Genomic DNA, 23,354 nt, shown 5'->3' on the forward strand with positions numbered 1-23,354 from the left:
CACGGCTACCGGCCTCCCCGCTCCAGCGCCTCCCGCATCGCCGTCCGTGCCGCCCACACGGCCTGCGCGTGCCTGAGCCGGTGCTCCTGGAACTGCGCTGTGTCCAGCGCCGGATCACCCGCGGCGAACACCTCCAGCAACTCCCGCAGCGAGGCGTACACCTCCTCGACGACGGCCGTCATCTCCTCCGGCGCGCAGATCAGCAGGTTCTCCCGGACCTCGTCGCAGCCCGAGTCGCGGAACGCCTCCCGCACGGCGGCGTCCCGCCGGCCGGCCGGACCGTCCCGGTGGGCGGCCGCGGCCGTGTGCATGGCCTCGTAGGCCAGTCGGTACTTGGTCAGGCAGGTGACGTAGAGGTCCCGCCGCTCGCGCCGGTCCCGCTCATCGGTCTCGCGCCGCCATCGCACCCGGTCGGCGAGCAGCGTCGAGCCGACCCCGACCACGGCGCCGAGTCCGGTCCCGGCCAGTGTCGTCCACTCCACCGCCCGCTCAGCCCTCCCACATGTCCAGCAGTCCCGCGAGCCGGGGCGGCCACTCCGGTCCGGGTGCATCGGTGATCACGAAGGCAAGCTACCCCTGCGGGGCGTTGGCGGCAGAGGGTTTTCCGGGAGGGCGGACGGGCAGGGGGGCCGGCCCAGTACAGGGAACTTCGGCAACGGCCCCCGCTCAGCGCAGCGTCCGGCAGCGTCCGTCAGACGTTGACGCCGAAGTCCTTGGCGATGCCGACCAGGCCCGAGGCGTAACCCTGGCCCACCGCGCGGAACTTCCACTCCGCGCCGTTGCGGTACAGCTCGCCGAAGACCATGGCCGTCTCGGTGGCGGCGTCCTCGGAGAGGTCGTAGCGGGCGATCTCGGCGCCGCCGGCCTGGTTGACGATGCGGATGTAGGCGTTGCGGACCTGGCCGAAGTTCTGGCCGCGGTTCTCGGCGTCGTAGATGGAGACCGGGAAGACGACCTTGTCGATGTCGGCCGGGAGCGCGGCCAGGTTGACGTTGATCGCCTCGTCGTCGCCCTCGCCCTCGCCGGTGCGGTTGTCGCCGGTGTGGACGATGGTGTTGTCCGGGGTCTGCTTGTTGTTGAAGAAGACGAAGTGCGCGTCCGAGTAGACCTTGCCCTGGGCGTTGACCGCGATGGCGGAGGCGTCCAGGTCGAAGTCCGTGCCGGTGGTGGTGCGGACGTCCCAGCCGAGGCCCACGGTGACGGCGGTCAGGCCCGGAGCCTCCTTGGTGAGCGAGACGTTGCCACCCTTGGACAGGCTTACAGCCATGTTGGGAGTCCCTTCCTTGGACATGTGTGGTGCAGTGCCGTTGAAGCTACCGTCACCGGGAAGAACGTCGAGGGGGGTCCCGGTGGTTCCGGATCCCTTTACCTTTTTTACCGAGCGGAAATCCAGGTGACGACGGCCGGGCAGGACCGGGAACATGGACTCCATGTCCGGTCCTTCCCGGGGGTCTGGGGGCGGAGCCCCCAGAGAACTCCGTATCCGTGGCTCCGTCTCCCTCCCCGAGGCCGAGCTGATGTGGCGTTTCTCCAGGTCGTCCGGGCCCGGCGGACAGCACGTCAACACCAGTGACACGCAGGCGGAGCTGCGCTTCGACCTTGCCCGTACGGAGGCGCTGCCCCCGGTCTGGAAGGAGCGGGCACTGCAGCGGCTCGCGGGCCGCCTCGTCGACGGCGTGGTGACCGTACGGGCCTCCGAGCACCGCTCGCAGTGGCGCAACCGCGAGGCCGCCGCCGTACGCCTCGCCGCCCTCCTCGCGGAGGCCAGCGCGCCCCCGCCCAAGCCGCGCAGACCGACCCGGATCCCGCGCGGTATCAACGAACGCCGGCTGCGGGAGAAGAAGCAGCGCTCGGAGCGGAAGCGGGGCCGCTCGGGCCGGGACTGGGCGTGAGCCCGGCGGGCGCGGGACGGCGCCCGTCACCCGCACGGTCTGCCGGGTGCCGCCGGGCCGTCACATCCGGGGCCTGCCGTTCGTCAGTGAGGTAGCGGACCAACCAGGGCGACGGAGAGGCCGGGCACCCCGATGAGCGACAACGAACAGCAGCACCGCGACGACGCGTTTCTCGCCGAGCGGTTCGAGGCGTACCGGGGGCATCTGCGGGCCGTCGCCTACCGGATGCTGGGCTCGGCCGCGGAGGCCGAGGACGCGGTGCAGGAGGCGTGGTTCCGGCTGAGCCGGTCCGACACGCGTGAGGTGGCCAATCTCGGGGGCTGGCTGACGACCGTGGTCGGACGGGTCTGCCTCGACATGCTCCGCTCCCGGCGCTCGCGGGGCGAGGAGCCCCTGGACACCTGGCGTCCCGGCGCCTCCGCCGAGCCGGACCCCGCGCAGGACGCGGTGCTCGCGGACTCGGTCGGGGTGGCGCTGTTGGTCGTCCTCGACACCCTGTCGCCGGCCGAGCGGCTGGCGTTCGTGCTGCACGATCTGTTCGGGGTGCCGTTCGAGGAGGTCGGCGGGATCCTCGGGCGCAGCCCGGCCGCGGCCCGGCAGCTGGCCAGCCGGGCGCGGCGCCGGGTGCGGGGCGCCGATGCGCCGGAGGCCGACCTGGCGCGGCAGCGCGAGGTGGTCGACGCGTTCCTGGCGGCCGCGCGGGAGGGGGACTTCGACGGCCTGCTGGAGGTGCTCGACCCGGACGTGGTGGCGCGCGGCGAGACCGGTGTCACCGCCGGCGCCGTGCGGGTCGCCTCCGGCGCGAAGCGCTTCGCCCATCTGGCCCGCGTGGCGCGTCCCGCGCTGGTCGACGGGGCGACGGGGCTGGTGGTGTACGCCGACGGTCGCGTCGAGCGCGTCCTGACGTTCACCTTCGTCGCCGACCACATCACGTCCATCGACGTCGTGACGAACCCGGAGGACCTGTCCGAGCTGACCATCGAGCCGGTGTAGCCGCGCCGGTCACAGCTTCAGCACCGCCACCGTCCCGCCCCCCTCGGTGCCGCCGCGGCGACGCAATATCGGGCTCACCCCAACTGCCGGTACCGCCCCCGGAAGTACAGCAGCGGGCCGCCCTCCGCGCTCGGGACGTGGGCGGTCAGGACGCGGCCGATGACGAGGGTGTGGTCGCCGGCCGTCACCCGCTGTTCGGTGCGGCACTCCAGCGTGGCCAGCGCGCCGCCCACCAGTGGGGCGCCGGTGGCCTCGCCACGGACGTAGGGGATGTCCTCGAAGAGCAGACGGTCGCTGATGCGGCCCTTCATGGCGAAGCGGCCCGCGATGTGCCGCTGGCTCTCGGTGAGGACCGACACCGCCCACAGGGGCTGTTCGTCGAGCAGGTCGTCCATGCGGGCGCCCGTACGCAGGCTGACCAGGACCAACGGCGGGTCGAGGGAGACGGACACAAACGCGGTGGCGGTCATGCCGACGTCCTCCGTGCCCGGCGCGCCCGGGTCGTCCGGGTCCAGCGGCGGCTCCTGCGCGGTCACCAGGACCACTCCGGCGGCCAGTCGGGACATCGCGGCCCGGAACTCGTCGTTGCTCACCCCCTCAGCATGCCCGGAAGCGGCGAGAGCGGTGGGTGAGGGAGTCTTCAGCACGCCGGAAACGCTAGTCTCCGCCCCGCACGGACCGCATCGGGCCTCCGGCCGAGCCGGGTCCTAGGACCAGCGGAGGACCAGCGGAGGTTCGCCCTGCGCGTCATGTGAACCGACCCCTAAACCTTGCGTTCAGTAAACGCGCGGAGAAAACGCAGAAACTCCACTCAATTGTTCATGTTCATCTGTGACTTGAGTCACAAGGGCCAGGAATTGTTGACCCTGTGTACCGAGTGGGCAGCGCGCTGTGATTCAGTGGCTGGGAAACTGGAACGCACCGTAAGAGGCACCCTTAAGTAGCGCCGAAGACAACCCTTGATTCGCTGCGAGGTCTCGGGGGGAGGGCGAGCATGGAGACCGAGTCGGAGCCGTATGTCCGTCTTGCGTCCCTGCGACAGCTGCACCAGGTCATGGCCGACATGAACACGGCACGCAGCCTGGCGGACACACTGCAGACCGTCGCCGACGGCGTCGTGGGCGCCCTCGGGTACGAGATGGCGTGCGTGAACCTCGTACGCCCCGACGGCGATCTCGTCGTGGCCGCTTTCTCCGGCAACTCCGCCGCCGAGGCCCTGATCACCGGCCGGGTCGGCTCCCGCGAGTCCTGGGACCGGCGGCTGAACATGGGCGAGCGCTGGGGCGACCTGGTCTTCATACCGCACACCGAGGGCTGGGTCCTCGACGACGACGACGTCCCCCAGTGGTACACGGACGGCCCCGCACCCCGTTTCGAGGACGAGTGGCACCCCTCCGACCGCCTCTTCGCCCCCATGTACACCCCGGGCGTGCAGGGCGGCTCCTGCGGTGAGCTGCTCGGGGTCATCTCCGTCGACCGGCCGCGCAACGGCCGCCACCCCGGCGCCTGGGGCCGCGAGGCCCTGCAGATGTACGCCTTCCAGGCCGCCATCGCCATCAGCAACGCGCGTCTACGCGCGAATATGCAACGGGCACTGGTCCGCCTGGAGCGCGAGCAGCAGGCCCTGCGGGCGAGTGAGGAAAGCTTCAGGCAGGCCTTCGAGTACGCCCCCTCCGGCATGGCCATCGCCGAGATGGGCGGCGACCAGCACGGCCGCATCCTGCGCACCAACGACGCCCTGTGCCGCCTGCTGGGCCGCCCCGCGTCCGCGATGCGCCGCTACTCCTTCTCCGACCTGGTGCACCCCGAGGACATCGGCACGCTGCTGCGGACCTCGGCGGAGGGCGGCCGCGCGGAACTCCGCCTGGGCCGCCGCGACGGCACCTACGTCTGGGTGTCCCTGCGCAACTCCGTCGTCGCCGACGCCGCCGACGGCCCCCGTTTCCTCCTCACCCACGTCGAGGACATAGAGGAACGCAAGCGCCGCGAGCTGCAGCTCGCCCACCGCGCCTCCCACGACTCGCTCACCGGCCTGCCGAACTCCGCCGAGCTGCGCTCCCGGCTGTCCGCGCGGCTGTGCCGGCGCCCGGCCCACGAGCTGGAGTCCCTGGACGCGGCCTACGGCCACCCCGCCTTCGACGCCACCGTGGTGGCCCACGGCTTCGACTTCCGGCCGGGCGCCGAGGCGTACGACACCTTCGACCACCACGTCCACACCGTCGCCCCCGAGGACGGCCGGGACGACGGAACCAAGGGCCTCGCGGTCCTCTTCTGCGACCTCGACGGCTTCAAGTCGATCAACGACCGCTTCGGGCACAACGCGGGCGACGCGGTGCTCATCGAGGTCGCCCGCCGCCTCAGCAGAGGTGTGCGGGACGGCGACACGGTCGCCCGGCTCGGCGGCGACGAGTTCGTGATCCTCGCCGACGGCCTCGGCCGGGCCGACGCCCAGGACCTCGCCGTACGGCTGCGCAACGAGATCATCCAGCCGATCCGGGCCGAGGGCCGGGCCGTCCGGGTGGGCGCGAGCTTCGGTATCGGGTGGGCACACTGCGGCATGACTGCGGACGAAGTGTTGAAGTCAGCCGACGAGCGTATGTACGTAGAGAAACGATCTCGTCCCAAACAGCACCGACGCGCCGGGTGATCTGCAGGTCAGCGAGTTGATGCGGCGCGAGTCACCTGTTTGGGCCAGCCGGAGCGGGTAGGCTCGCCATTCCAGACCTGTACCGCATCCACCCGCACCCGCTGAGGAGACCAAGGGATGACGCCCGGCGAAAACGGCCCGAGCACGCCCGAGGACGACCCGTTCGGCTATCTGTATGCCGACGGCCAGGCCAGAGGGGCCCAGCCGCCGTCCGGCGGTTACGGCTACCCGAACTCGGTCAGCAGGGTGCGGGCGGTCGGCGAGCGCCAGTACGGCCAGCAGCAGGCGCCGTACGGCCAGCCGACCGTGCCGCAGCAGCCGGGTGGCTACGGCCAGCCGACCGCCCACTACCAGGCCCCCGAGACCCTCCCCGGCGGCGCCCCGCCGAGCAGCCCCCGGTCCGCGCCGCCCGCGCCGGGCCGCCGCGGCCCGAACACCAAGGGCCTGCTGATCGGCGCGATCGCGGTGGTCGCCGCGGTCGTCATAGGAATCGGCGTGTCGATGCTCAGCGGCCCCGACGACAAGAAGACCGGCAACGAGGCGGGCTCGACCCCGACCCAGTCCCAGAGCCAGGCTCCGAGCCCGTCGAGCAGCAGCTCGGCGGCGAGCGGGAAGCTGCAGACCGATGCGGCTGCCCTCCAGCTGGCCGGCGGAGCCGCGAAGGCCACGGACGTCAAGGGTGCGCAGACCTCCGACGGGTCCTATGTGGGCGGCCTGAACCAGGCCGGTGCCTCGATCACCTGGACCGTCGACAACGTTCCCTCGGACGGCGTCTACACCCTGTTCGCGCACTTCAGTGTGCCCGGCCAGGACCAACATATGTCGGTCAGCATCAACGGCAAGCCATTCTCCCCGGGGCTGCCGCTGAAGAACTACGCGCACGCCCAGAACGGCGACTTCGTCCACGGCTGGACGACGACCTACGTGTGGCCCACCCTCAACAAGGGCTCCAACACGATCTCGATCTCCTGCGGGGCCGGCGATCAGTGCAATGCACTGATCGACCAGCTCTGGCTCCAGCAGGGCCAGCACACGCGGAACGGTTAGCTCGGCCGTACGAGTGGTTGGTGCGGTGAGCGGTTATTCGGAATGACTGCCTGGATAGCTTCGCGGTGACGTTGACCTGTGTCCCAGACGAGGTGGAAACCATGCGTGTGCGTAGAGTCCTGGCCGTCGCGATCGCCGCACCTGTCCTGCTCGCCACGATCGGAATGACCGGTGCCTCGGCCGCCGTTGCGAAGCCCACTCCCGGTATCGACAAGCCCGCCCCCGGCATCGGGGAGTCGGCCACGCAGTCCGAGCCTCATGCCGACAAGAAGGCCGGCGAGAACAGGGAGTCCGCCGATGACGAGGCGGAAGAAGGTCTGCTCAACACCATCGCGGGTGAACTCTTCGACCGTGTCGGTCCCGCGAAAGGGGCCCGGTGAGGTCCGCGTCCCCGGCGGGGGCGTGATCACGCCGCGCTGACTTCCCCCGTCACCGAAATCCCCCTCAGCAGCCCCTCGTACACCGACTGATCGAACTCGCCCGCCGCCGGGGCCACCACCGTCGCCGCCGACAGGGCGACCGCGCGGGCCAGGCGGTCCGGCCACGGCAGGCGTTCCACGAGTGCCGACAGCAGGCCCGCCACCGCCGAGTCGCCCGCGCCGGTCGGGTTGCCGTGCAGGCGGGTGGGCGGGGTGGCCCGCCAGTGGCCCTCGGGGGTGGCGGCGAGCAGGCCGGCGGGGCCGAGGGAGGCGACGACCGCGTGGGCGCCGCGGCGGCGCGCGTCCTGGGTGGCGCGCAACGGCTCGTGGGAGCCGGTGAGTTCGGCCAGTTCGTCGGCGTTCGGCTTGATGAGGTCGGGGCGGGCGGCCACCCCGCGGCGCAGGGGTTCGCCGCTCGTGTCCAGCAGGACGGGGACCCCGGCGGACCGGGCCGCGCGGACCAGGTTCGCGTACGCCCCCACCGGTACTCCCGGCGGCAGGCTGCCGCACAGGGCCACCGCCGAGGCGCCGGCCAGCAACTCCTCGTAACGGTCGAGGAAGGCGCCCCATTCGGCGGGTGCGATCTGCGGGCCCGGCTCGTTCAACTGAGTGGTGTCGCCCGAGAGTTCGTCCACGACGGCTATCGTGCGCCGACTCGCCCCGGCGACCGGGACCAGCGCGTCCGTCAGGCCGGGGATCTCGGCCAGCCGGTCGCGTATCGCCCGTCCGGTCCCGCCGCCCGCGAGCCCCGTGACCGTCACCTCGTGCCCGAGCGCCGTCAGCACCCGGGCCACGTTCACGCCCTTGCCGCCGGGCCGCTCGATGACCTCCGAGACCCGGTGCGAGGCGTGCGGCCGCAGCGACCGTACCCGATAGGTCAGGTCGAGAGCGGTGTTCAGCGTGACCGTGAGGATCACCCCGGCCGGCCTCCCTCGAAGTCCGTGCGGCTGCCATCGCGCCTGTCATCGTTTTCCGGGGCCCGATCATGCCAAACAGACGGCGGCCGGCCCAGTCACGAGTCGGCCGCCGGCGCGGGAAAAGACGGGCAGATCAGGCCAGTTGTGGCGGGATCGCCACCCACTCGCCCCGCCGCATCACGCCCTTGAGCCCGAAGTCCGCGTCCAGCACCAGCAGATCGGCGTCCTTGCCCGGCTCCAGCGAGCCGATGCGGTCGAAGAGGCCGAGGAGGCGGGCCGGGTTGACGGACAGGGCCTGTACGGCGTCCTCGACCGACAGCCCGTCGACGGTCACCGCCCGCTGGAACGCGCGGTCCAGCGTCAGCGTGGAGCCCGCGATCGAGCCGCCCTCCACCAGCCGGGCCACGCCCTCGCTCACCTCGACCTGAAGCGGGCCGAGCATGTAACGGCCGTCGCCGATACCGGCCGCGTCCATCGCGTCCGTGATGAAGGCCACGCGGGAGGCGCCCGCGTGGTGGAAGGCCAGCTCCAGGGCGGCGGGGTGCAGATGCGTGCCGTCGTTGATCAGCTCGACCGTGACCCGCTCGTCCTCCAGCAGGGCGGCGACGGGGCCCGGCGCCCGGTGGTTCAGGGCCGGCATGGCGTTGAACAGGTGGGTGGCGACCGTGGCGCCCGCGTCGATGGCCTGGACCGTCTGCTCGTACGTGGCGTCCGTGTGCCCGATCGCCGCGATGACGCCGTGCTCGGCGAGCAGCCGTACGGAGTCGATGCCGCCCGGCAGCTCGGTCGCGAGGGTGACCATCGTCGCCCTGCCGCGCGCCGCGTCGATCAGCTTGCGGACCTCGGCCGGGTCCGGGTCGCGCAGCAGCGCCTCGGAGTGCGCGCCCTTGCGGCACGGCGAGATGAACGGCCCCTCGAAGTGGATGCCGGCGATCTCGCCCTGCTCGGCCAGCTCGCTCAGCAGCCCCGCCTGGCGGACCAGCAGGTCCATCTCGTCGGTGACGGTGGAGGCGACGAGGGTGGTGGTGCCGTGCGCGCGATGGGTGCGGATGGCCGTCATGATCTGGTCTGGGGTGCCGGAGAAGGAGGCCCCGCCGCCGCCGTGGTTGTGGATGTCGACGAACCCCGGGACCAGCCAGTGTCCGGTCAGGTCGACCACGTCGGCGTTCGCGGGAGCGGCGGCCGCGATCTTCGTACCCTCGACGACCACGCGCTCGTCGTCCACCACCCCGGTGGGCAGCACCACCCGAGCACCTGCGAGAACCAAGCTGGGAGCCATCAGGCGGTTACCTCCGAGGGGTCGGTGGAGTCGGGGTCGGCGGAGTCGGGCGGATTGGGGGAGTCGGGCGGATCTGCGGAGTCGAGCGGGTCGGTGGAGTCGAGCGGGCCGGGGGTGAGCAGGTCGCGGGCGAGCAGCCCCGCGCCGAGGCAGCCGGCCGTGTCACCGAGTGCGGCGGGCACGATGGCCGGCAGTTTCTGGAAGGTGACCCGCCGCTGCACGGCCTCACGCAGCGGCTGGAACAACACTTCCCCCGCCTCGGCGAGACCGCCACCGATGATCAGGGTGCGTGGGTCCAGCAGGGTGAGGGCGGTGACCAGGCCGTCGGCGAGCGCGTCGACCGCCTCCTGCCAGACCCGGACGGCGTTCGGGTCACCGGACGCGACGGCCTTGCCGCAGTCGGCGGCGTCCGCGTCCGGGTCCCCGCAGGCCGCCGCCCAGGCCTCGCTGACGGCGGAGGCGGAGGCGTACCGCTCCAGGCAGCCGTGCTGCCCGCAGGGGCAGGGGAGCCCGCCGGGCCGTACGACGACATGGCCGATCTCGCCCGCGAAGCCGTGCGCGCCCGCCTCCACGCGGCCGTCGATGCCGATGGCGCCCGCGATCCCGGTGCCCAGCGGCACGAACAGGAACCGGTCGGCGCCCCTGCCCGCACCGATCCGGCCCTCGGCGAGGCCGCCGGTGCGCACGTCGTGGCCCAGCGCGACGGGGATGCCGAGCCGCTCGGCGAGCAGCGCGCGCAGCGGTACGTCGCGCCAGCCGAGGTTGGCGGCGTAGGCGGCGATGCCCCGCTCCTCGTCGACGATGCCGGGGACGGCGATGCCGGCGGCGGAGGCGGCCTCGCCGTGGTGCTCCGCGCCGTACGCGTGCAGCTCGGCGGCGAAGTCGAGGATCGTCGCCACCACCGCGTCCGGCCCGCGCTCGCGTCCGGTGGCGCGGCGGGCGCGGTGCAGCAGCTCGCCGTCGTCGCCGACGAGGGCGGCCTTCATCCCGGTACCGCCCACGTCCAGGGCGATGACATGTCTCACCACGGGCCCTAGTGTGGCCCCCTACCCGCGAGAGGTCTAGTCCACTCACGTGGTGTAGACCTTATGTGTCCATATATTGAACGGTCAGACAGCAGGGTTGGGGCGTTGAGGGTGCGTCGGGGTACGGCAGGATTGGTCGCGGTAGCGTCTGCCATGGGCATGACACTCATCTTGGGAGGCTGCGGAAGCACGGGCTCCTCCGACGTGACCCTGAGACTCGTCGCCGCCGACTACGGCGACTCTCCCGCCAACAGCTCCCAGAAGTACTGGGACACCCTGGTCAAGGAGTACGAGTCCCAGCACCCGGGGGTGAAGATCGACGTCAGCGTGTACTCCTGGAACGACGTCGACGCCAAGGTCAAGGACATGGTCGCCGCCGGCCACGCCCCCGACCTGGCCCAGATCGGCGCCTACGCCGACTACGCGGCCGCAGGCAAGCTCTACCCGGCCTCCGACCTGCTCTCCATCCCCACCCAGGCCGACTTCCTCTCCCAGCTCTCCGAGGCCGGGCAGTGGAACCACACGCAGTACGGCATCCCCTTCGCCGCCTCCACGCGCGTGCTCTTCTACAACAAGACCCTGTTCGCCAAGGCCGGCATCAACCCGCCCACCACCTGGGACGAGCTGGCCGCCGATGCCAAGGCGCTCAAGGACAAGGGCGTGAAGTACCCCTTCGCGCTGCCGCTCGGCCCCGAGGAGGCCCAGGCCGAGACCATGCAGTGGCTGCTCAGCGGCAGCAGCGCGGGCAACGGCGGCACCGGCTACACCGACGACGTCGGCACCTACACCATCGACTCCGCGCAGAACGTCCAGACCTTCAGCTGGCTCAAGAACGACCTGGTCGACAAGGGCCTGACCGGGCCGGTCGCGCCCGGCAGCCTCAACCGCGCGACCGCCTTCGCCGCCTTCGCCGACGGCCAGGTCGGCATGCTCAACGGGCATCCCACGCTGATCCAGCAGGCCGAGAAGAAGGGCGTGAAGTTCGGCATGGTGCCGATGCCGGGGCCGACCGGCCGGGCCAGGGCCTCCATGGGCGTCGCCGACTGGATGATGGCCTTCAAGCAGAACGGGCACCGCGACCAGATCGGCGGCTTCCTCAACTTCGTCTACAGCGAGAAGAACGTCCTCGACTTCTCCCGCGAGTACGGCCTGCTGCCGGTCACCGGCTCCGCCTCCAACGCCATGAGCCAGTCGGACGCCGCCCCCGACAAGGCCCTGCACCCCTTCCTCGACGAGCTGCCCACCTCCGAGCTGTACCCCGTCGGCAAGACCTCCTGGGCGACGGTCAGCGCCGCCGTGAAGCGGAACATCGGCCAGGCGCTCGCCCCCGGCGGCGACCCCGCCGCCGTCCTGACCCGCCTCCAGTCGACGGCGACGGCGGCGGACAGCAGCGCCAAGAACTGAACGGCGGGGGCCGGCTGTCGGTGCCCGGCGCTACGGTGACTCCCATGGAACTCGCCCCCCGCGAACAGGCCATCCTCGCGCTGGAGCGCCGCGGCTTCCCCGGCCCCGGCGCCAAGGAACGAGCGATACGCGAGGAACTGGGCCTGTCCCCGGTCCGCTACTACCAGCTCCTGAACGCGCTGCTGGACGACGAGCGCGCACTGGCCGCGGACCCGGTGACGGTGAACCGCCTGCGGAGGGTACGGGAAGCCAGGCGGGCGGAGCGCTGAGGCCGACCTGAGTGGGTTGCCCGTTGGGCGCCCATTCAGCCGACCGAGTCGGGTGGTGGGTGGGCGAGGCGGGGTCCAGGGGCGGAGCCCCAGGCGTGACGGCGGCCCGCGCTGGATAGTGTCGCGGTATGGACCCTATGCCGACCCCGGTCACCCCGGCTGGCAAGGCCGGACTCGCCGCCCTCCTCGCCAAGCCGAGCGCGGCGCTCGTCGGCCTGGACTTCGACGGCACCCTCGCCCCCATCGTCGCCGACCCCGAGCAGGCCCGCGCCCACCCCGACGCCGTACCGGCCCTGGCCGCACTCGCCCCGAAGGTCGCCTCCGTCGCCGTGATCACCGGCCGCCCCGCCGGGGTCGCGGTCCGCTACGGCGGCTTCGCCGGCGTCCCCGGCCTGGAGCACCTGACCGTCCTCGGCCACTACGGCGCCGAACGCTGGGACGCGGTCACCGGCACCGTCACCGCCCCGGCCCCGCACCCCGGCGTCGCCGCGGTCCGCGCCGAGCTGCCGGGCGTACTGGACCGCGCCGGCGCCTGGCACGGCACCTGGATCGAGGAGAAGGGCCGGGCGGTCGCCGTGCACACCCGCCGCGCCGACGACCCGCAGGCCGCGTTCGAGGCCCTGCGCGGCCCCCTCACCGACCTCGCCGCCCGCCACGGCCTGGTCGTCGAACCGGGCCGCCTGGTCCTGGAGCTGCGCCCGCCCGGCATGGACAAGGGCGTGGCGCTCGCCGACCACGTCCGCAGGACCGGCGCCGAGTCCGTCCTCTACGCCGGCGACGACCTCGGCGACCTCCCCGCCTTCGCCGCCGTCGAGAAACTCCGCTCCGACGGCGTCCCCGGCCTGCTGGTCTGCAGCGGCAGCACGGAGGTCACCGAACTGGCGGAACGCGCGGACACCGTGGTCGACGGCCCCGCCGGGGTCGTCCGCCTGCTGCGGACCCTCGCCGCTCAGCTGGACTGAAGGTCCCTGAGCGCCTGCAGCTGATCCAGGAACCACTGGGCCGGGGGAAGCGCGGTGGCCGCCGCCGCCAGCCTCTTGGTGCGGTCCGCCCGCTCCTCCGGCGGCAGGGACAGCGCCTCGTGCAGGGCCCGCGCGGTCTGAAGCACGTCGTAGGGGTTCACCGTGAACGCGTGGGCGCCCAGCTCCTCGTACGCCCCGGCCTCGCGGGACAGCACCAGCGCACAGCCCTGGTCGGAGACGACCGGCACCTCCTTGGCGACCAGGTTCATGCCGTCCCGGATGGGGTTGACCAGCGCCACGTCGGCGAGCCGGTAGGCGGCCAGCGAGCGCGCGAAGTCGTCCTTGACGTGCAGCACGACCGGGGTCCAACCGGCCGTGCCGTAGACCGAGTTGATCTCCTCGGCGGCCCGCTGCACCGCGGCCGTGTAGTCCCGGTACACGGCGAGGTCCTGCCGCGACGGATAAGCGAAGGCGAGATGCACCACCCGCTCCCGCCACTCGGGGTGCTCCTCCAGCAGCTGCCGGTACGCCAGCAGGCCGCGCACGATGTTCTTCGACAGCTCCGTGCGGTCGACGCGGACGACGGTCCGGCGGCCCTCGCCGATCTCCTCGCGCAGCGCCGCCATCCGCTCGTCCACGTCCGGCTCGTGGGCCCGCTTGCGCAGGAAGTCCGCGTCCGCGCCGAGCCCGTGCACCCCGATCGCCGTACCCGAGAGGCTGCCGGGACCCAGGACCGTCGTACAGCACGCACTGAACGCGTCCGCCCACCGCCGGGTCAGGAACGCCGCCCGGTCCGCGCCGAGGATGCCGTTCAGCAGGGCGGCCGCGATGTCGTCGGGCAGCACACGGAAGTACTCCGGCGGCGCCCAGGGCGTGTGCGAGAAGTGGCCGATCCGCAGGTCGGGGCGGAGCTCGCGGAGCATCCCGGGCACCAGGCACAGGTGGTAGTCCTGCACCAGCACCGCCGCCCCCTCGGCCGCCTCCTCGGCCAGCGCCTCGGCGAACGCCCGGTTGTAGGCCTCGTAGGCCGCCCACTGCCGCCGGAACCCCGCGTCGAAGACCGGCTCCAGCGGGGTCTGGTACAGCATGTGGTGGACGAACCAGAGCACCGAGTTGGCGATGCCGTTGTAGGCGTCCGAGTGGACCTGTGCGTCGATGTCCAGCATCCGCACCCGCTGCCCGCCGGCGTCCTCGCCCGGCAGCAGCCCGCCGCCCGCCCGCCGTACGGCCTCCCGGTCCCCGTCGCCGAGCGCCGCGCACACCCACAGGGAGTCCGCGTCCGGCCCGATGGCCGACAGCCCGGACACCAGCCCGCCGCCGCCCCGCCTGGCGTGCAGCGAGCTGCTGTCGTCCACCGTGTACGAAACCGGGCCGCGGTTGGACGCGACCAGCACCTGAGCTCTCTCGGCAGCACCCTGCGTGGAAGCCATGGTCCTCAACCTAGCCCGGCCCGGAAACGCTCAAACGTACGGGCACGCCGGGGTGCCACAGCCGTACACGAACTCAGGCCACCCGGCGCTCGGCGTACTCGGCGATCTCCGCCATCGGCGGCCGTTCCTCGGTGTCCACCGAGTAGGTGCGTGGCTCGAAACCGTCCTCGCCGCGCTCGAACTGGGTGAGGGACGGGCGGATCAGATGGCCGCGGGCCAGCCGCAGCTGGGCCGTGCGGTAGATCGCCGCGGCCATCCGGCCGAGCGCCTGCCCGTCCTGGTGGCGGTGCTTGCGCACGCCCACGTCCACCTGCCCCAGCGCGTCCAGCCCCACCAGGTGCAGGGCGTCCACCAGCATGCCCAGCTCCACGCCGTAGCCGACAGGGAAGGGGAGCTGTTCCAGCAGGCTGCGCCGGGCCGCGTACTCGCCGCCCAGCGGCTGCACGAATCCGGCCAGCTGCGGCCAGTGCATGTTCAGCAGCGGGCGGGCCATCAGCTCGGTCACCCGGCCGCCCTGACCGGCCGACCCGGCGAGCGGACGGTCGTACATCGCCTTGACCAGGTCCACGCCCGGCTCGGTGAGCAGCGGGCCGACGATCCCGGAGACGAAGTCGGAGGAGAACTCCCTCAGGTCCGCGTCGATGAAACAGACGATGTCCCCGGTGGTCACCAGGAGCGAGCGCCACAGCACCTCCCCCTTTCCGGGAACGGAGGGGATACGGGGCAGGATCTCGTCCCGGTGAACGACCCGCGCGCCCGCCGCGGCGGCGACCTCGGAGGTGCGGTCGGTGGAGCCGGAGTCGACCACCACGATCTCGTCGACGAGCGGAACCTGCTCCACGAGGTCGTGCCGGATGACCGCGACGATGTCGCCGACCGTCTCCTCCTCGTTGAGCGCGGGCAGCACGACCGAGACCGACTGGCCGGTGCGCTGCTTGGCCGCCAGGATCTTGTGCAGCGGGCGATCGGTCACGGACCAGGAGCGGGTGGCCAGCCAGCGCTCGACTTCTTCCAGCACAGTCAGCGGCTCCTCACGTGTCTCGCGGTTCGGACGACTATCTCAACTGTCCCGGCCTTCGGTTACAGTCTTGAACAACGCCGGTGACCATCGCATGTCGGGGGTCAGCGCGCGTCCACAACCGCATACCGCTCATCCAGAGGGGCAGAGGGACACGGCCCGATGAAGCCCCGGCAACCCTCCAGTCGGTACTCGTAGCTCGGCCTGAACAGGCGCGATCGCTCCGCGAGGCTCCCGGCTAGGGAAGGTGCCAAATCCGTCTCACGGCGAGATGCGTCGTGAGGAAGATGAGGAGAAAGGGCCTCGCCTCCATGGCTGTGCAGACAGTTGCAAGCTCCACCGATTCCACCGTCGACCTCGGTCCCGCCGCGGCCCTGAGCTGTCGCGAGTGCGGGCACCGCGTCTCCCTCGGCCCGGTGTTCGCCTGCGAGGAGTGTTTCGGCCCGCTGGAAATCGCCTACGACTTCTCCGCCTACGACACCGAAGAGCTGCGCCGCCGTATCGAGGCCGGCCCCGCGAACATCTGGCGGTACGCGCCGCTGCTGCCGGTCCCGGCCGACGTGGCCGACAAGCCGAACCTGAACCCCGGCTGGACCAAGCTCGTCAAGGCCGACAACCTCGCCGCCGAACTCGGCGTCACCGGGGGCCTGTTCGTCAAGGACGACTCCGGCAACCCGACCCACTCCTTCAAGGACCGCGTGGTCGCCCAGGCCCTGGAGGCCGCCCGCGCCTTCGGCTTCACCACCCTGTCCTGCTCCTCCACCGGGAACCTCGCCGGCGCCGTCGGCGCGGCCGCGGCGAGGGCCGGCTTCCGCTCCTGCGTGTTCATCCCGCACGACCTGGAGCAGGGCAAGGTCGTCATGGCCGCGATCTACGGCGGCGACCTCGTCGGCATCGAGGGCAACTACGACGACGTGAACCGCTTCTGCTCCGAGCTGATCGGCGACCCGGCCGGCGAGGGCTGGGGCTTCGTCAACGTCAACCTGCGGCCGTACTACGCGGAGGGCTCCAAGACCCTGGCGTACGAGATCTGCGAGCAGCTCGGCTGGCGGCTCCCGGACCAGATCGTGGTCCCGATCGCCTCCGGCTCCCAGCTCACGAAGATCGACAAGGGTCTGCAGGAGCTGATCAAGCTCGGTCTCGTCGAGGACAGGCCGTACAAGATCTTCGGTGCGCAGGCCGAGGGCTGCTCGCCGGTGTCCACCGCCTTCAAGGCCGGGCACGACGTGGTCCGTCCCCAGAAGCCGAACACCATCGCCAAGTCCCTCGCCATCGGCAACCCGGCCGACGGACCGTACGTCCTGGACATCGCCCGCCGCACCGGCGGTGCCGTGGAGGACGTGACGGACGAGGAGGTCGTCGACGCCATCAGGCTGCTGGCCCGCACCGAGGGCATCTTCGCGGAGACGGCGGGCGGCGTGACCGTCGGCGTCACCCGCAAGCTGCTCAAGGACGGCGTCCTGGACCCGACGAAGACCACGGTGGTCCTCAACACCGGCGACGGCCTGAAGACGCTGGACGCGGTGGCCGGCACCGGCCTCACCGCTACCATCCGCCCGAACCTGGACTCCTTCCGAGAGGCTGGCCTCGCATGAGCGTGACCGTTCGCATCCCCACCATCCTGCGCACCTACACCGGTGGCCAGGCGGAGGTCAGCGCCGAGGGCGCGACCCTCGCCGAGGTCATCGAGGACCTGGAGAAGAACCACACCGGGATCGCCGCGCGCGTCCTGGACGACCAGGGCAAGCTGCGCCGGTTCGTCAACGTCTACGTCAACGACGACGACGTCCGCTTCGAGCAGGGCCTTGAGACCGCCACCCCGGACGGCGCCGGCGTTTCCATCATTCCGGCCGTTGCCGGCGGCTGATCGTTACCTTGGGTAACTTCGGTTACGCGTTGTTCATCGAATTGCCTCCTCCGTGAGAGAAGCGGAGGGGGCAATTCTGTGTGATTGAGCGCGGTAGAGTTGGGGAACGCGCTCACGGGCCGACCGGTCGAGGACCCTGTATTCATGCCGGACGCCCGACAAGAAGCGGCCAAAGTCGACGGGTTTTATGCGGCTTTTGTGACGGTTTGAGAGGCCCGACTTGCCCCGAAGTCGGATGAATTCTCACCACATTCCGGACCGTTCCCGTCCAGAATTCTCGTCCGATTGACCTGTTGCAGACGGCAGTTGGACAGATACATTCAGCCGCGGTCGACGCGTTCCGGCGCACGCCCCCGACCGATGGGGGGTGAGGTCTGACCCGGATCCGCGAAGTGTGGATCTGTGCAAGGGCCAGTAATAGGGGAGTTAGGCATGGCTCAGGGCACCGTCAAGTGGTTCAACGCGGAGAAGGGGTACGGCTTCATCGCGGTCGACGGTGGTGCGGATGTTTTCGTCCACTACAGCGCGATCCAGATGGACGGTTACCGCACCCTGGAAGAGGGGCAGCGGGTCGACTTCGAGATCTCGCAGGGCCAGAAGGGCCCGCAGGCGGACATGGTCCGGCTGGCGACCAGCTGAAGCACGCGTCGACTGACAGCGACGTTCTTCTGTTTCTTCGAAGGGCCCGCACCCCGCTCGGGGTGCGGGCCCTTCGCCGTGCCCGGCGTGCCCGTGTTCGCGGGCGGCTGACCCGGGTGCCGTACACCCCGGGCGCTTGCGCCCACCCGTCGCCCGACCACCACCCCTCAAGGAACCCGCTTCGCGGGTGCGCCTTGCACTCGTGCATGCCGAGTGCTAATCATTGGCGTTAGCACTCTGAAGGTGAGAGTGACAGTGAAGGACCGGGTCGGTGAGGCCCGCAGGCCGGGTGGGGCAAGGAACCACGAGGCCGGCGAGCCGTCCGTCGCGGGCGCGGGCGCGGTCCGAAGGAATCACCCCCAGTCCTGGAGGGACCACTTCACATGGCCAAGATCATCGCGTTCGACGAGGAGGCGCGGCGCGGCCTCGAGCGCGGCATGAACCAGCTCGCGGACGCCGTCAAGGTGACGCTCGGCCCCAAGGGTCGCAACGTCGTCCTCGAGAAGAAGTGGGGCGCCCCCACGATCACCAACGATGGTGTCTCCATCGCCAAGGAGATCGAGCTCGAGGACCCGTACGAGAAGATCGGCGCCGAGCTGGTCAAGGAAGTCGCCAAGAAGACGGACGACGTCGCCGGTGACGGTACGACCACCGCGACCGTGCTCGCCCAGGCCCTGGTCAAGGAGGGCCTGCGCAACGTCGCCGCCGGCGCCAACCCGATGGCCCTGAAGCGCGGTATCGAGAAGGCCGTCGAGGCCGTCTCCGCCGCCCTGCTGGAGCAGGCGAAGGACGTCGAGACCAAGGAGCAGATCGCCTCCACCGCGTCCATCTCCGCCGCCGACACCCAGATCGGCGAGCTGATCGCCGAGGCCATGGACAAGGTCGGCAAGGAAGGCGTCATCACCGTCGAGGAGAGCAACACCTTCGGCCTGGAGCTCGAGCTCACCGAGGGCATGCGCTTCGACAAGGGCTACATCTCCGCCTACTTCGCGACCGACATGGAGCGCATGGAGGCGGTGCTCGAGGACCCGTACATCCTCATCGCCAACTCCAAGATCTCCGCGGTCAAGGACCTGCTCCCGCTCCTGGAGAAGGTCATGCAGTCGGGCAAGCCGCTGCTGATCATCGCCGAGGACGTCGAGGGCGAGGCCCTGTCGACCCTGGTCGTCAACAAGATCCGCGGCACCTTCAAGTCCGTCGCCGTCAAGGCCCCGGGCTTCGGTGACCGCCGCAAGGCCATGCTCGGCGACATCGCCATCCTCACGGGCGGCGAGGTCATCTCCGAGGAGGTCGGCCTCAAGCTGGAGAACGCGACCCTGGACCTCCTGGGCCGCGCCCGCAAGGTCGTCATCACCAAGGACGAGACCACCATCGTCGACGGCGCCGGCTCCTCGGAGCAGGTCAACGGCCGCGTCAACCAGATCCGCGCCGAGATCGAGAACAGCGACTCGGACTACGACCGCGAGAAGCTGCAGGAGCGCCTGGCGAAGCTCGCCGGCGGTGTCGCGGTCATCAAGGCCGGTGCCGCCACCGAGGTGGAGCTCAAGGAGCGCAAGCACCGCATCGAGGACGCCGTCCGCAACGCGAAGGCGGCCGTCGAGGAGGGCATCGTCGCCGGTGGTGGCGTGGCCCTGCTGCAGACCACCAACGTCTTCGAGAAGCTGGAGCTCGAGGGTGACGAGGCGACCGGCGCCAACGCCGTGCGCATCGCGCTCGAGGCCCCGCTGAAGCAGATCGCCGTCAACGCCGGCCTCGAGGGCGGTGTCGTGGTGGAGAAGGTGCGCAACCTGACCCCGGGCCACGGCCTGAACGCCGCGACCGGCGAGTACGTCGACCTGGTCGCCGAGGGCATCATCGACCCGGCGAAGGTGACCCGTTCCGCGCTGCAGAACGCCGCCTCCATCGCCGCGCTGTTCCTCACCACCGAGGCCGTCATCGCCGACAAGCCGGAGAAGGCCGCCGCGCCGGCCGGCGGCGGTATGCCGGGCGGTGACATGGACTTCTGATCGACCTGACGGTTGATCGCCTGTCCTTCGACCGAGGGCGGTGCTTCCAGCTTCTGGCTGGGGGTGCCGCCCTCGGGCGTTTCGCGAGCCTCAGTCGGCGTAGTCCTTGAGGTCCTCGGTTTCGAGGGTGATGCTCACCGGAGGCGGGAGTTCGACGGTGGTGCCCCAGCGGTAGGACGGGGACTGCTGGTAGCGGCCGTCCTTGGGGTCGCTGTAGACGACGACGGTGTTGTTGTCGCGGTCGATGAGGAGGTAGACGGGGATGTCGACCGCTCCATAGCCGACCGGCTTGTCGATACGGTCGCGCTGGTTGGTGTCGCGGTCGTGGGAGGTGATCTCCACGGCCATGAGAGCGCCGTCGGCCGGGGACCAGTTGCCGTGTCCCTTGAGGTGGCCCTTGGGTACGAGAAAGCCGTCCGTGATGGCGCGGCCCTTACGGTATGCCTCGGTCTTGACACCTCGTTCGGGCACGAGATTCAGCTCGGGGCGCTGTTGCATGCACTGGTAGAGCAGCCACATGAAGATCTCGCAGTGGTTGCCGTCCGGCATTGCCTTGACCTCTAGCTTTCCGTTGATGTACTCAAGCCGGACGGTCTCCGGCGCCCGGTGTGCGAGTTCCTCGAAGTCCTCGACGCTGAGCGGATCCTTGGTGCGGACACGCCCGTCGACGAATTCGAGCCGCACGCCCTCCGGGGCCACACTGGCGAGTTCCTCGAAGTCCTCGATGGGCATCTGCGGGCGTTCAGCGGTACTGGGGGTCATGGCGTCGCCTCCTCCCCTCCATCGTGCCCCGGGGTGGTGTCGTCGGACCGTAGGAGCGGTCATACGGGTGCCCTTTCTCGTCGTTTCAGGGACATCGCAGCGCGGATCTCGGCTGCGTGGACTTGGACCGCTGAAGCGGGCAGGGGCGTACGGGAGTGCGCGGGGGCGCGTTCGCCCCGGCAGCCACCGCACACACCCCCCGGCAGTGCCTCCGGCCGCCCCGGCAGCCCGCATTCCGCGCACTCCAGCAGCCGTCGGGGCGCCGGGCGGGGGACCGGTTCCGGCGGCACCTTGTCGACCAGGCGGCGGCGGACCAGTCCGGCCGGGTTGTGGACCGGCGTCGGCAGGCCCGCGGTCAGTGCGCGCAGTACCTCCTCGTCGCCGGCCCCGCGCGCGAACCACTCCGTGAGCAGCGGCGCGAGTACGGCACAGTCGGCGGCGGACAGCGACAGCGCGGGCGCCGTACGCCCCAGGGCGGCGAGCAGGATGTGGGCGCGGGACCGGGTGGGGCCCGGCGAGGGTTCGGCCGGCTCCTCCGGTACGTCGCCCCGCGTGAATGCCGCCCACCAGGCGTCGTCGCGCGCGGTACGGGACCACCACGATCGGGTGATCCACCGGGTGCCGCCGGAGTCCGTCTCCAGCCGCTCCCGGCCGCGCCGCAAGTGCCCCGCCGCCTGAAGGCGGTTGAGGATGGTCCGCAGTGCGCACTGGCCGTAGGGGAGCTGCTTGGCCAGCGTTTTCACCGAGATGTCGGCGCCTTCGGGGAGGCGGTCGAGGTACGCGGCGACGGCCTCGTCGCGGGGCGGGAGATGCGAGAAGTCCTGGTTCGTGCGCGGGCGTTGGTCCGGCGCCGAGCGCTTCCCGTAGCCCGGATTGGCCATCGGGTGCGGGGTCGCGTGCGGGGTCGCGTGCGCGGGCAGGGGGGCAGGGCTAAAGTGGGTGTCAGCCACGGGATCGATGCTCCGATCTCGTTGGTCAGACCCCCGCAGGTGTTGCTAGCACCTGGCGGGGGTTGTTCGTTATGCGGGCACGCTAAAGCCTGGTGACTGTGCGTGGCAAGTCGAACGCGTGAGGTCAACTCGAAGGGTGGGAGGGTGAGTTGAACCCACCACCCATTCCTTGGAAAGAGGGCTCGGGGCTCAGGGCTTGAGCCCCGAGACGAACGCCGACCAGGCCTCCGGCCGGAACAGGAGGTTCGGGCCCTCGGGGTTCTTGGAGTCGCGGACGGGGACGAGGGCGGGGTGGCCGGGGGCGATTTCCAGGCAGTTGTTGCCGCCGCCGCTGTAGCTCGACTTGATCCACATGGCCGTGCTCAGGCCGGGGTCAGGGGTGTTCCTCATGGGCGTAATCCTCCGCCAACGCCTCGATGAGGGCCAGGGACTTGTCCCGCGAGAGCGCGTCGGCCACGAGGAGGTCGTACCTGAACCTGAGATGGGCGACGGTGGCAGGGTCGTCCTCCATCCGCCCGGTGCCTACTCCCTCGTAGTAGGCCACTGGAGGGGCGTCCGCGAACTCCATCAGCTTCAGATCACTCTGCATCGCCGCGTGCGCACCTGAGCTGAATGGCAGCACCTGCACAATGACCCGGTTCCGGCAGGCCAGCGCGGCGACATGGCGCAGGGCCTCCGCCATCACCGCCCGTCCTCCTGTCTCCCGGCGCAGCGCTGCCTCGTCAAGCACAGCCCACAACAACGGCTTTGTTGGGTTGTCGAGTAGACGGACCCGCTCCATCCGGCCTTCCGTCCACTCCTCGATGGTCTCCTCGGGCGCCATGGGGTCGTGCGCACGGTTCACGGCCTGTGCGTACGCGCGCGTCTGCAGCAGCCCGGGAATCAGGAGCGGCGTGTACTCCCTGATCGCCGTGGCTTGAGCCTCGGCCTCCGCCACCGCCTCGAAGTGCTCCTCGTACTTCGACTTGGCCGCCGCCGCGCAGTTCCGCTGGAAGAAGCCGTCCGTCTCCAGCACCTCGTCCAGCATCCGGGCGTACTCCGGCTGCATCCGCCGCGTCCCCGCCTCCAGTTGCCCGATGAACGATCCGCTGACGAACAGCCGCTGCCCCAACTGCTCCTGGCTCAGGCCCTTCCGCTCGCGGGCGTGCCGTAACTCCGCTCCCAGCAGGGCGCGTGGTGATGAGGACGGGTCGAGGTCCTTCGGTCCCGGCATGGCAACTCCTCGTCCTACGAACAACGTTGTTGGGACGCCGTATCTGGCCAGGTTAGGCCGCGGGCGGCCACGCTGTGTGGTGAAAGGGAACACTCAGCGTGGAGGAAATGGCGCAATGGAAGTGAAGGAAACGAACGCCGACGACCGGCCCGCCCGGACGGCCGAGGAAGCCGTCGAGCGGCTGCGCGCGGCGCTGTGCCGGGTGGGCGTCGTCCTGCCGTCCCTCCGGGTCGACCCGTTGAGCGTCTCGGGTGAGGATCCGTACGCGTTGGTCGATCTGGGGCGCTGCAACATCGGTGTGGCCTCGCGGCTGGCGGTCGCGCTGAACCGTGCGTGCGAGTACGCCGTCGACGCGCGCAGCGGGCGGCTCGGCGAGGTGATGGGGCGCGTGGGTGGCCGGGTGCAGCTGCGTCCCGTCGGTGGCGGGCGGGAGTGGGACTGTCCGCCGGAATCGGTCGAACCGGCGGCGCCGGACGAGGTGCTGCGGGGGCGGGTGTGGCGGCTGAACCGGGGGAGTGTGAGCGGCATCACGTAAAGGTTTTTCCGGGGGCGGAATGTGGGGCAGCACATAGGCGATTACTTAAGGAGTTGCAACAATGCGTGTTCACATACCGA

General features: G+C 70.8%; 25 protein-coding genes and 1 riboswitch. Of the genes, 13 read left to right on the forward strand and 12 right to left on the reverse strand.

Going from position 1 to position 23,354, the window contains the following annotated elements; translation table 11 throughout:
• Nucleotides 1–5 precede the first annotated feature (5 nt).
• Nucleotides 6–482, reverse strand: a complete 477-nt coding sequence (locus ACWC2T_RS27680; protein ID WP_450673065.1) for a hypothetical protein — start codon at nucleotides 480–482, stop codon at nucleotides 6–8.
• Nucleotides 483–691: 209 nt separating this feature from the next.
• Nucleotides 692–1,267 (reverse strand): TerD family protein, encoded by a 576-nt coding sequence (locus ACWC2T_RS27685; RefSeq protein ID WP_450673066.1) that lies wholly within the window; start codon nucleotides 1,265–1,267, stop codon nucleotides 692–694.
• Between the two features lie 154 nt (nucleotides 1,268–1,421).
• On the opposite strand from ACWC2T_RS27685, the gene arfB reads away from it, so the two are divergent.
• Together arfB and ACWC2T_RS27695 are read left to right on the forward strand one after the other, a co-directional pair.
• On the forward strand, nucleotides 1,422–1,892 hold the full coding sequence (gene arfB / locus ACWC2T_RS27690; protein ID WP_450673067.1) for an alternative ribosome rescue aminoacyl-tRNA hydrolase ArfB: 471 nt from the start codon (nucleotides 1,422–1,424) through the stop codon (nucleotides 1,890–1,892).
• Nucleotides 1,893–2,024: 132 nt separating this feature from the next.
• Nucleotides 2,025–2,885 (forward strand): sigma-70 family RNA polymerase sigma factor, encoded by an 861-nt coding sequence (locus tag ACWC2T_RS27695; protein ID WP_450673068.1) that lies wholly within the window; start codon nucleotides 2,025–2,027, stop codon nucleotides 2,883–2,885.
• Between the two features lie 74 nt (nucleotides 2,886–2,959).
• Here ACWC2T_RS27695 and ACWC2T_RS27700 read toward each other — a convergent pair whose 3' ends face one another.
• Complete coding sequence (locus ACWC2T_RS27700; protein ID WP_450673069.1) at nucleotides 2,960–3,532, reverse strand: flavin reductase family protein; 573 nt, start codon at nucleotides 3,530–3,532, stop codon at nucleotides 2,960–2,962.
• Between the two features lie 347 nt (nucleotides 3,533–3,879).
• Here ACWC2T_RS27700 and cdgB point away from each other — a divergent pair, with 347 nt between their 5' ends.
• The 3 genes from cdgB to ACWC2T_RS27715 all read left to right on the forward strand — a co-directional run bounded on the left by cdgB (nucleotide 3,880) and on the right by ACWC2T_RS27715 (nucleotide 6,959).
• Nucleotides 3,880–5,532, forward strand: coding sequence for a diguanylate cyclase CdgB (cdgB, locus tag ACWC2T_RS27705; protein ID WP_450673070.1), 1,653 nt, complete (start codon nucleotides 3,880–3,882; stop codon nucleotides 5,530–5,532).
• 117 nt (nucleotides 5,533–5,649) lie between these two features.
• Complete coding sequence (locus tag ACWC2T_RS27710; protein ID WP_450673071.1) at nucleotides 5,650–6,579, forward strand: carbohydrate-binding protein; 930 nt, start codon at nucleotides 5,650–5,652, stop codon at nucleotides 6,577–6,579.
• Nucleotides 6,580–6,680: 101 nt separating this feature from the next.
• Nucleotides 6,681–6,959 (forward strand): hypothetical protein, encoded by a 279-nt coding sequence (locus tag ACWC2T_RS27715; RefSeq protein WP_450673072.1) that lies wholly within the window; start codon nucleotides 6,681–6,683, stop codon nucleotides 6,957–6,959.
• A gap of 26 nt (nucleotides 6,960–6,985) precedes the next feature.
• Here the strand turns inward: ACWC2T_RS27715 and ACWC2T_RS27720 are convergent, their stop codons facing one another.
• The 3 genes from ACWC2T_RS27720 to ACWC2T_RS27730 all read right to left on the reverse strand — a co-directional run bounded on the left by ACWC2T_RS27720 (nucleotide 6,986) and on the right by ACWC2T_RS27730 (nucleotide 10,219).
• A complete protein-coding gene (locus ACWC2T_RS27720; protein ID WP_450673073.1) occupies nucleotides 6,986–7,915 on the reverse strand; it encodes a 1-phosphofructokinase family hexose kinase in 930 nt (309 codons plus the stop codon).
• A gap of 133 nt (nucleotides 7,916–8,048) precedes the next feature.
• The gene (nagA, locus tag ACWC2T_RS27725) at nucleotides 8,049–9,194 is read right to left on the reverse strand and encodes an N-acetylglucosamine-6-phosphate deacetylase (RefSeq protein ID WP_450673074.1); all 1,146 of its coding nucleotides are present in this window, start codon (nucleotides 9,192–9,194) and stop codon (nucleotides 8,049–8,051) included.
• A complete protein-coding gene (locus ACWC2T_RS27730; protein WP_450673100.1) occupies nucleotides 9,194–10,219 on the reverse strand; it encodes an ROK family protein in 1,026 nt (341 codons plus the stop codon). The genes nagA and ACWC2T_RS27730 overlap by 1 nt, the downstream gene beginning before the upstream one ends.
• A 153-nt stretch (nucleotides 10,220–10,372) precedes the next feature.
• Here ACWC2T_RS27730 and ACWC2T_RS27735 point away from each other — a divergent pair, with 153 nt between their 5' ends.
• The 3 genes from ACWC2T_RS27735 to otsB all read left to right on the forward strand — a co-directional run bounded on the left by ACWC2T_RS27735 (nucleotide 10,373) and on the right by otsB (nucleotide 12,854).
• Nucleotides 10,373–11,623 carry an extracellular solute-binding protein gene (locus ACWC2T_RS27735; RefSeq protein ID WP_450673075.1) on the forward strand — a complete coding sequence of 417 codons (1,251 nt, stop codon included), beginning with the start codon at nucleotides 10,373–10,375 and terminating at the stop codon, nucleotides 11,621–11,623.
• A 44-nt stretch (nucleotides 11,624–11,667) separates the two neighbouring features.
• Nucleotides 11,668–11,892 (forward strand): DUF3263 domain-containing protein, encoded by a 225-nt coding sequence (locus ACWC2T_RS27740; protein WP_450673076.1) that lies wholly within the window; start codon nucleotides 11,668–11,670, stop codon nucleotides 11,890–11,892.
• Between the two features lie 128 nt (nucleotides 11,893–12,020).
• Nucleotides 12,021–12,854 (forward strand): trehalose-phosphatase, encoded by an 834-nt coding sequence (gene otsB, locus ACWC2T_RS27745; RefSeq protein ID WP_450673077.1) that lies wholly within the window; start codon nucleotides 12,021–12,023, stop codon nucleotides 12,852–12,854.
• Here otsB and ACWC2T_RS27750 read toward each other — a convergent pair.
• Nucleotides 12,842–14,284, reverse strand: coding sequence for an alpha,alpha-trehalose-phosphate synthase (UDP-forming) (locus ACWC2T_RS27750; RefSeq protein WP_450673078.1), 1,443 nt, complete (start codon nucleotides 14,282–14,284; stop codon nucleotides 12,842–12,844). The two genes, otsB and ACWC2T_RS27750, sit on opposite strands and share 13 nt — an antisense overlap.
• Before the next feature lie 73 nt (nucleotides 14,285–14,357).
• The gene (locus tag ACWC2T_RS27755) at nucleotides 14,358–15,302 is read right to left on the reverse strand and encodes a glucosyl-3-phosphoglycerate synthase (protein WP_450673079.1); all 945 of its coding nucleotides are present in this window, start codon (nucleotides 15,300–15,302) and stop codon (nucleotides 14,358–14,360) included.
• 129 nt (nucleotides 15,303–15,431) lie between these two features.
• Nucleotides 15,432–15,596, forward strand: a riboswitch (SAM riboswitch).
• A gap of 17 nt (nucleotides 15,597–15,613) precedes the next feature.
• Here ACWC2T_RS27755 and thrC point away from each other — a divergent pair.
• From thrC to groL, 4 genes are all read left to right on the forward strand, one after another.
• Nucleotides 15,614–16,897: a threonine synthase gene (gene thrC, locus ACWC2T_RS27760; protein WP_450673080.1), complete on the forward strand. Its 1,284-nt coding sequence runs from the start codon at nucleotides 15,614–15,616 to the stop codon at nucleotides 16,895–16,897.
• Nucleotides 16,894–17,169: a MoaD/ThiS family protein gene (locus tag ACWC2T_RS27765; RefSeq protein ID WP_061918629.1), complete on the forward strand. Its 276-nt coding sequence runs from the start codon at nucleotides 16,894–16,896 to the stop codon at nucleotides 17,167–17,169. Before thrC ends, ACWC2T_RS27765 begins: the two co-directional genes overlap by 4 nt.
• Nucleotides 17,170–17,601: 432 nt before the next feature.
• The gene (locus ACWC2T_RS27770; RefSeq protein ID WP_019057200.1) at nucleotides 17,602–17,808 is read left to right on the forward strand and encodes a cold-shock protein; all 207 of its coding nucleotides are present in this window, start codon (nucleotides 17,602–17,604) and stop codon (nucleotides 17,806–17,808) included.
• A 383-nt stretch (nucleotides 17,809–18,191) separates the two neighbouring features.
• Nucleotides 18,192–19,814, forward strand: a complete 1,623-nt coding sequence (groL, locus tag ACWC2T_RS27775) for a chaperonin GroEL (RefSeq protein WP_450673081.1) — start codon at nucleotides 18,192–18,194, stop codon at nucleotides 19,812–19,814.
• Between the two features lie 90 nt (nucleotides 19,815–19,904).
• On the opposite strand, the gene ACWC2T_RS27780 is transcribed toward groL, so the two are convergent.
• From ACWC2T_RS27780 to ACWC2T_RS27795, 4 genes are all read right to left on the reverse strand, one after another.
• Complete coding sequence (locus ACWC2T_RS27780) at nucleotides 19,905–20,576, reverse strand: Uma2 family endonuclease (protein ID WP_450673082.1); 672 nt, start codon at nucleotides 20,574–20,576, stop codon at nucleotides 19,905–19,907.
• A gap of 59 nt (nucleotides 20,577–20,635) precedes the next feature.
• On the reverse strand, nucleotides 20,636–21,526 hold the full coding sequence (locus tag ACWC2T_RS27785) for a hypothetical protein (RefSeq protein ID WP_450673083.1): 891 nt from the start codon (nucleotides 21,524–21,526) through the stop codon (nucleotides 20,636–20,638).
• Between the two features lie 189 nt (nucleotides 21,527–21,715).
• Nucleotides 21,716–21,916: a DUF397 domain-containing protein gene (locus ACWC2T_RS27790; protein ID WP_450673084.1), complete on the reverse strand. Its 201-nt coding sequence runs from the start codon at nucleotides 21,914–21,916 to the stop codon at nucleotides 21,716–21,718.
• Complete coding sequence (locus ACWC2T_RS27795) at nucleotides 21,900–22,739, reverse strand: helix-turn-helix domain-containing protein (RefSeq protein WP_450673085.1); 840 nt, start codon at nucleotides 22,737–22,739, stop codon at nucleotides 21,900–21,902. Before ACWC2T_RS27795 ends, ACWC2T_RS27790 begins: the two co-directional genes overlap by 17 nt.
• Nucleotides 22,740–22,854: 115 nt before the next feature.
• On the opposite strand from ACWC2T_RS27795, the gene ACWC2T_RS27800 reads away from it, so the two are divergent.
• Complete coding sequence (locus ACWC2T_RS27800) at nucleotides 22,855–23,274, forward strand: hypothetical protein (protein WP_450673086.1); 420 nt, start codon at nucleotides 22,855–22,857, stop codon at nucleotides 23,272–23,274.
• The last annotated feature ends 80 nt before the right edge of the window (nucleotides 23,275–23,354 follow it).

This window comes from Streptomyces sp. NPDC001393 (assembly GCF_053597455.1).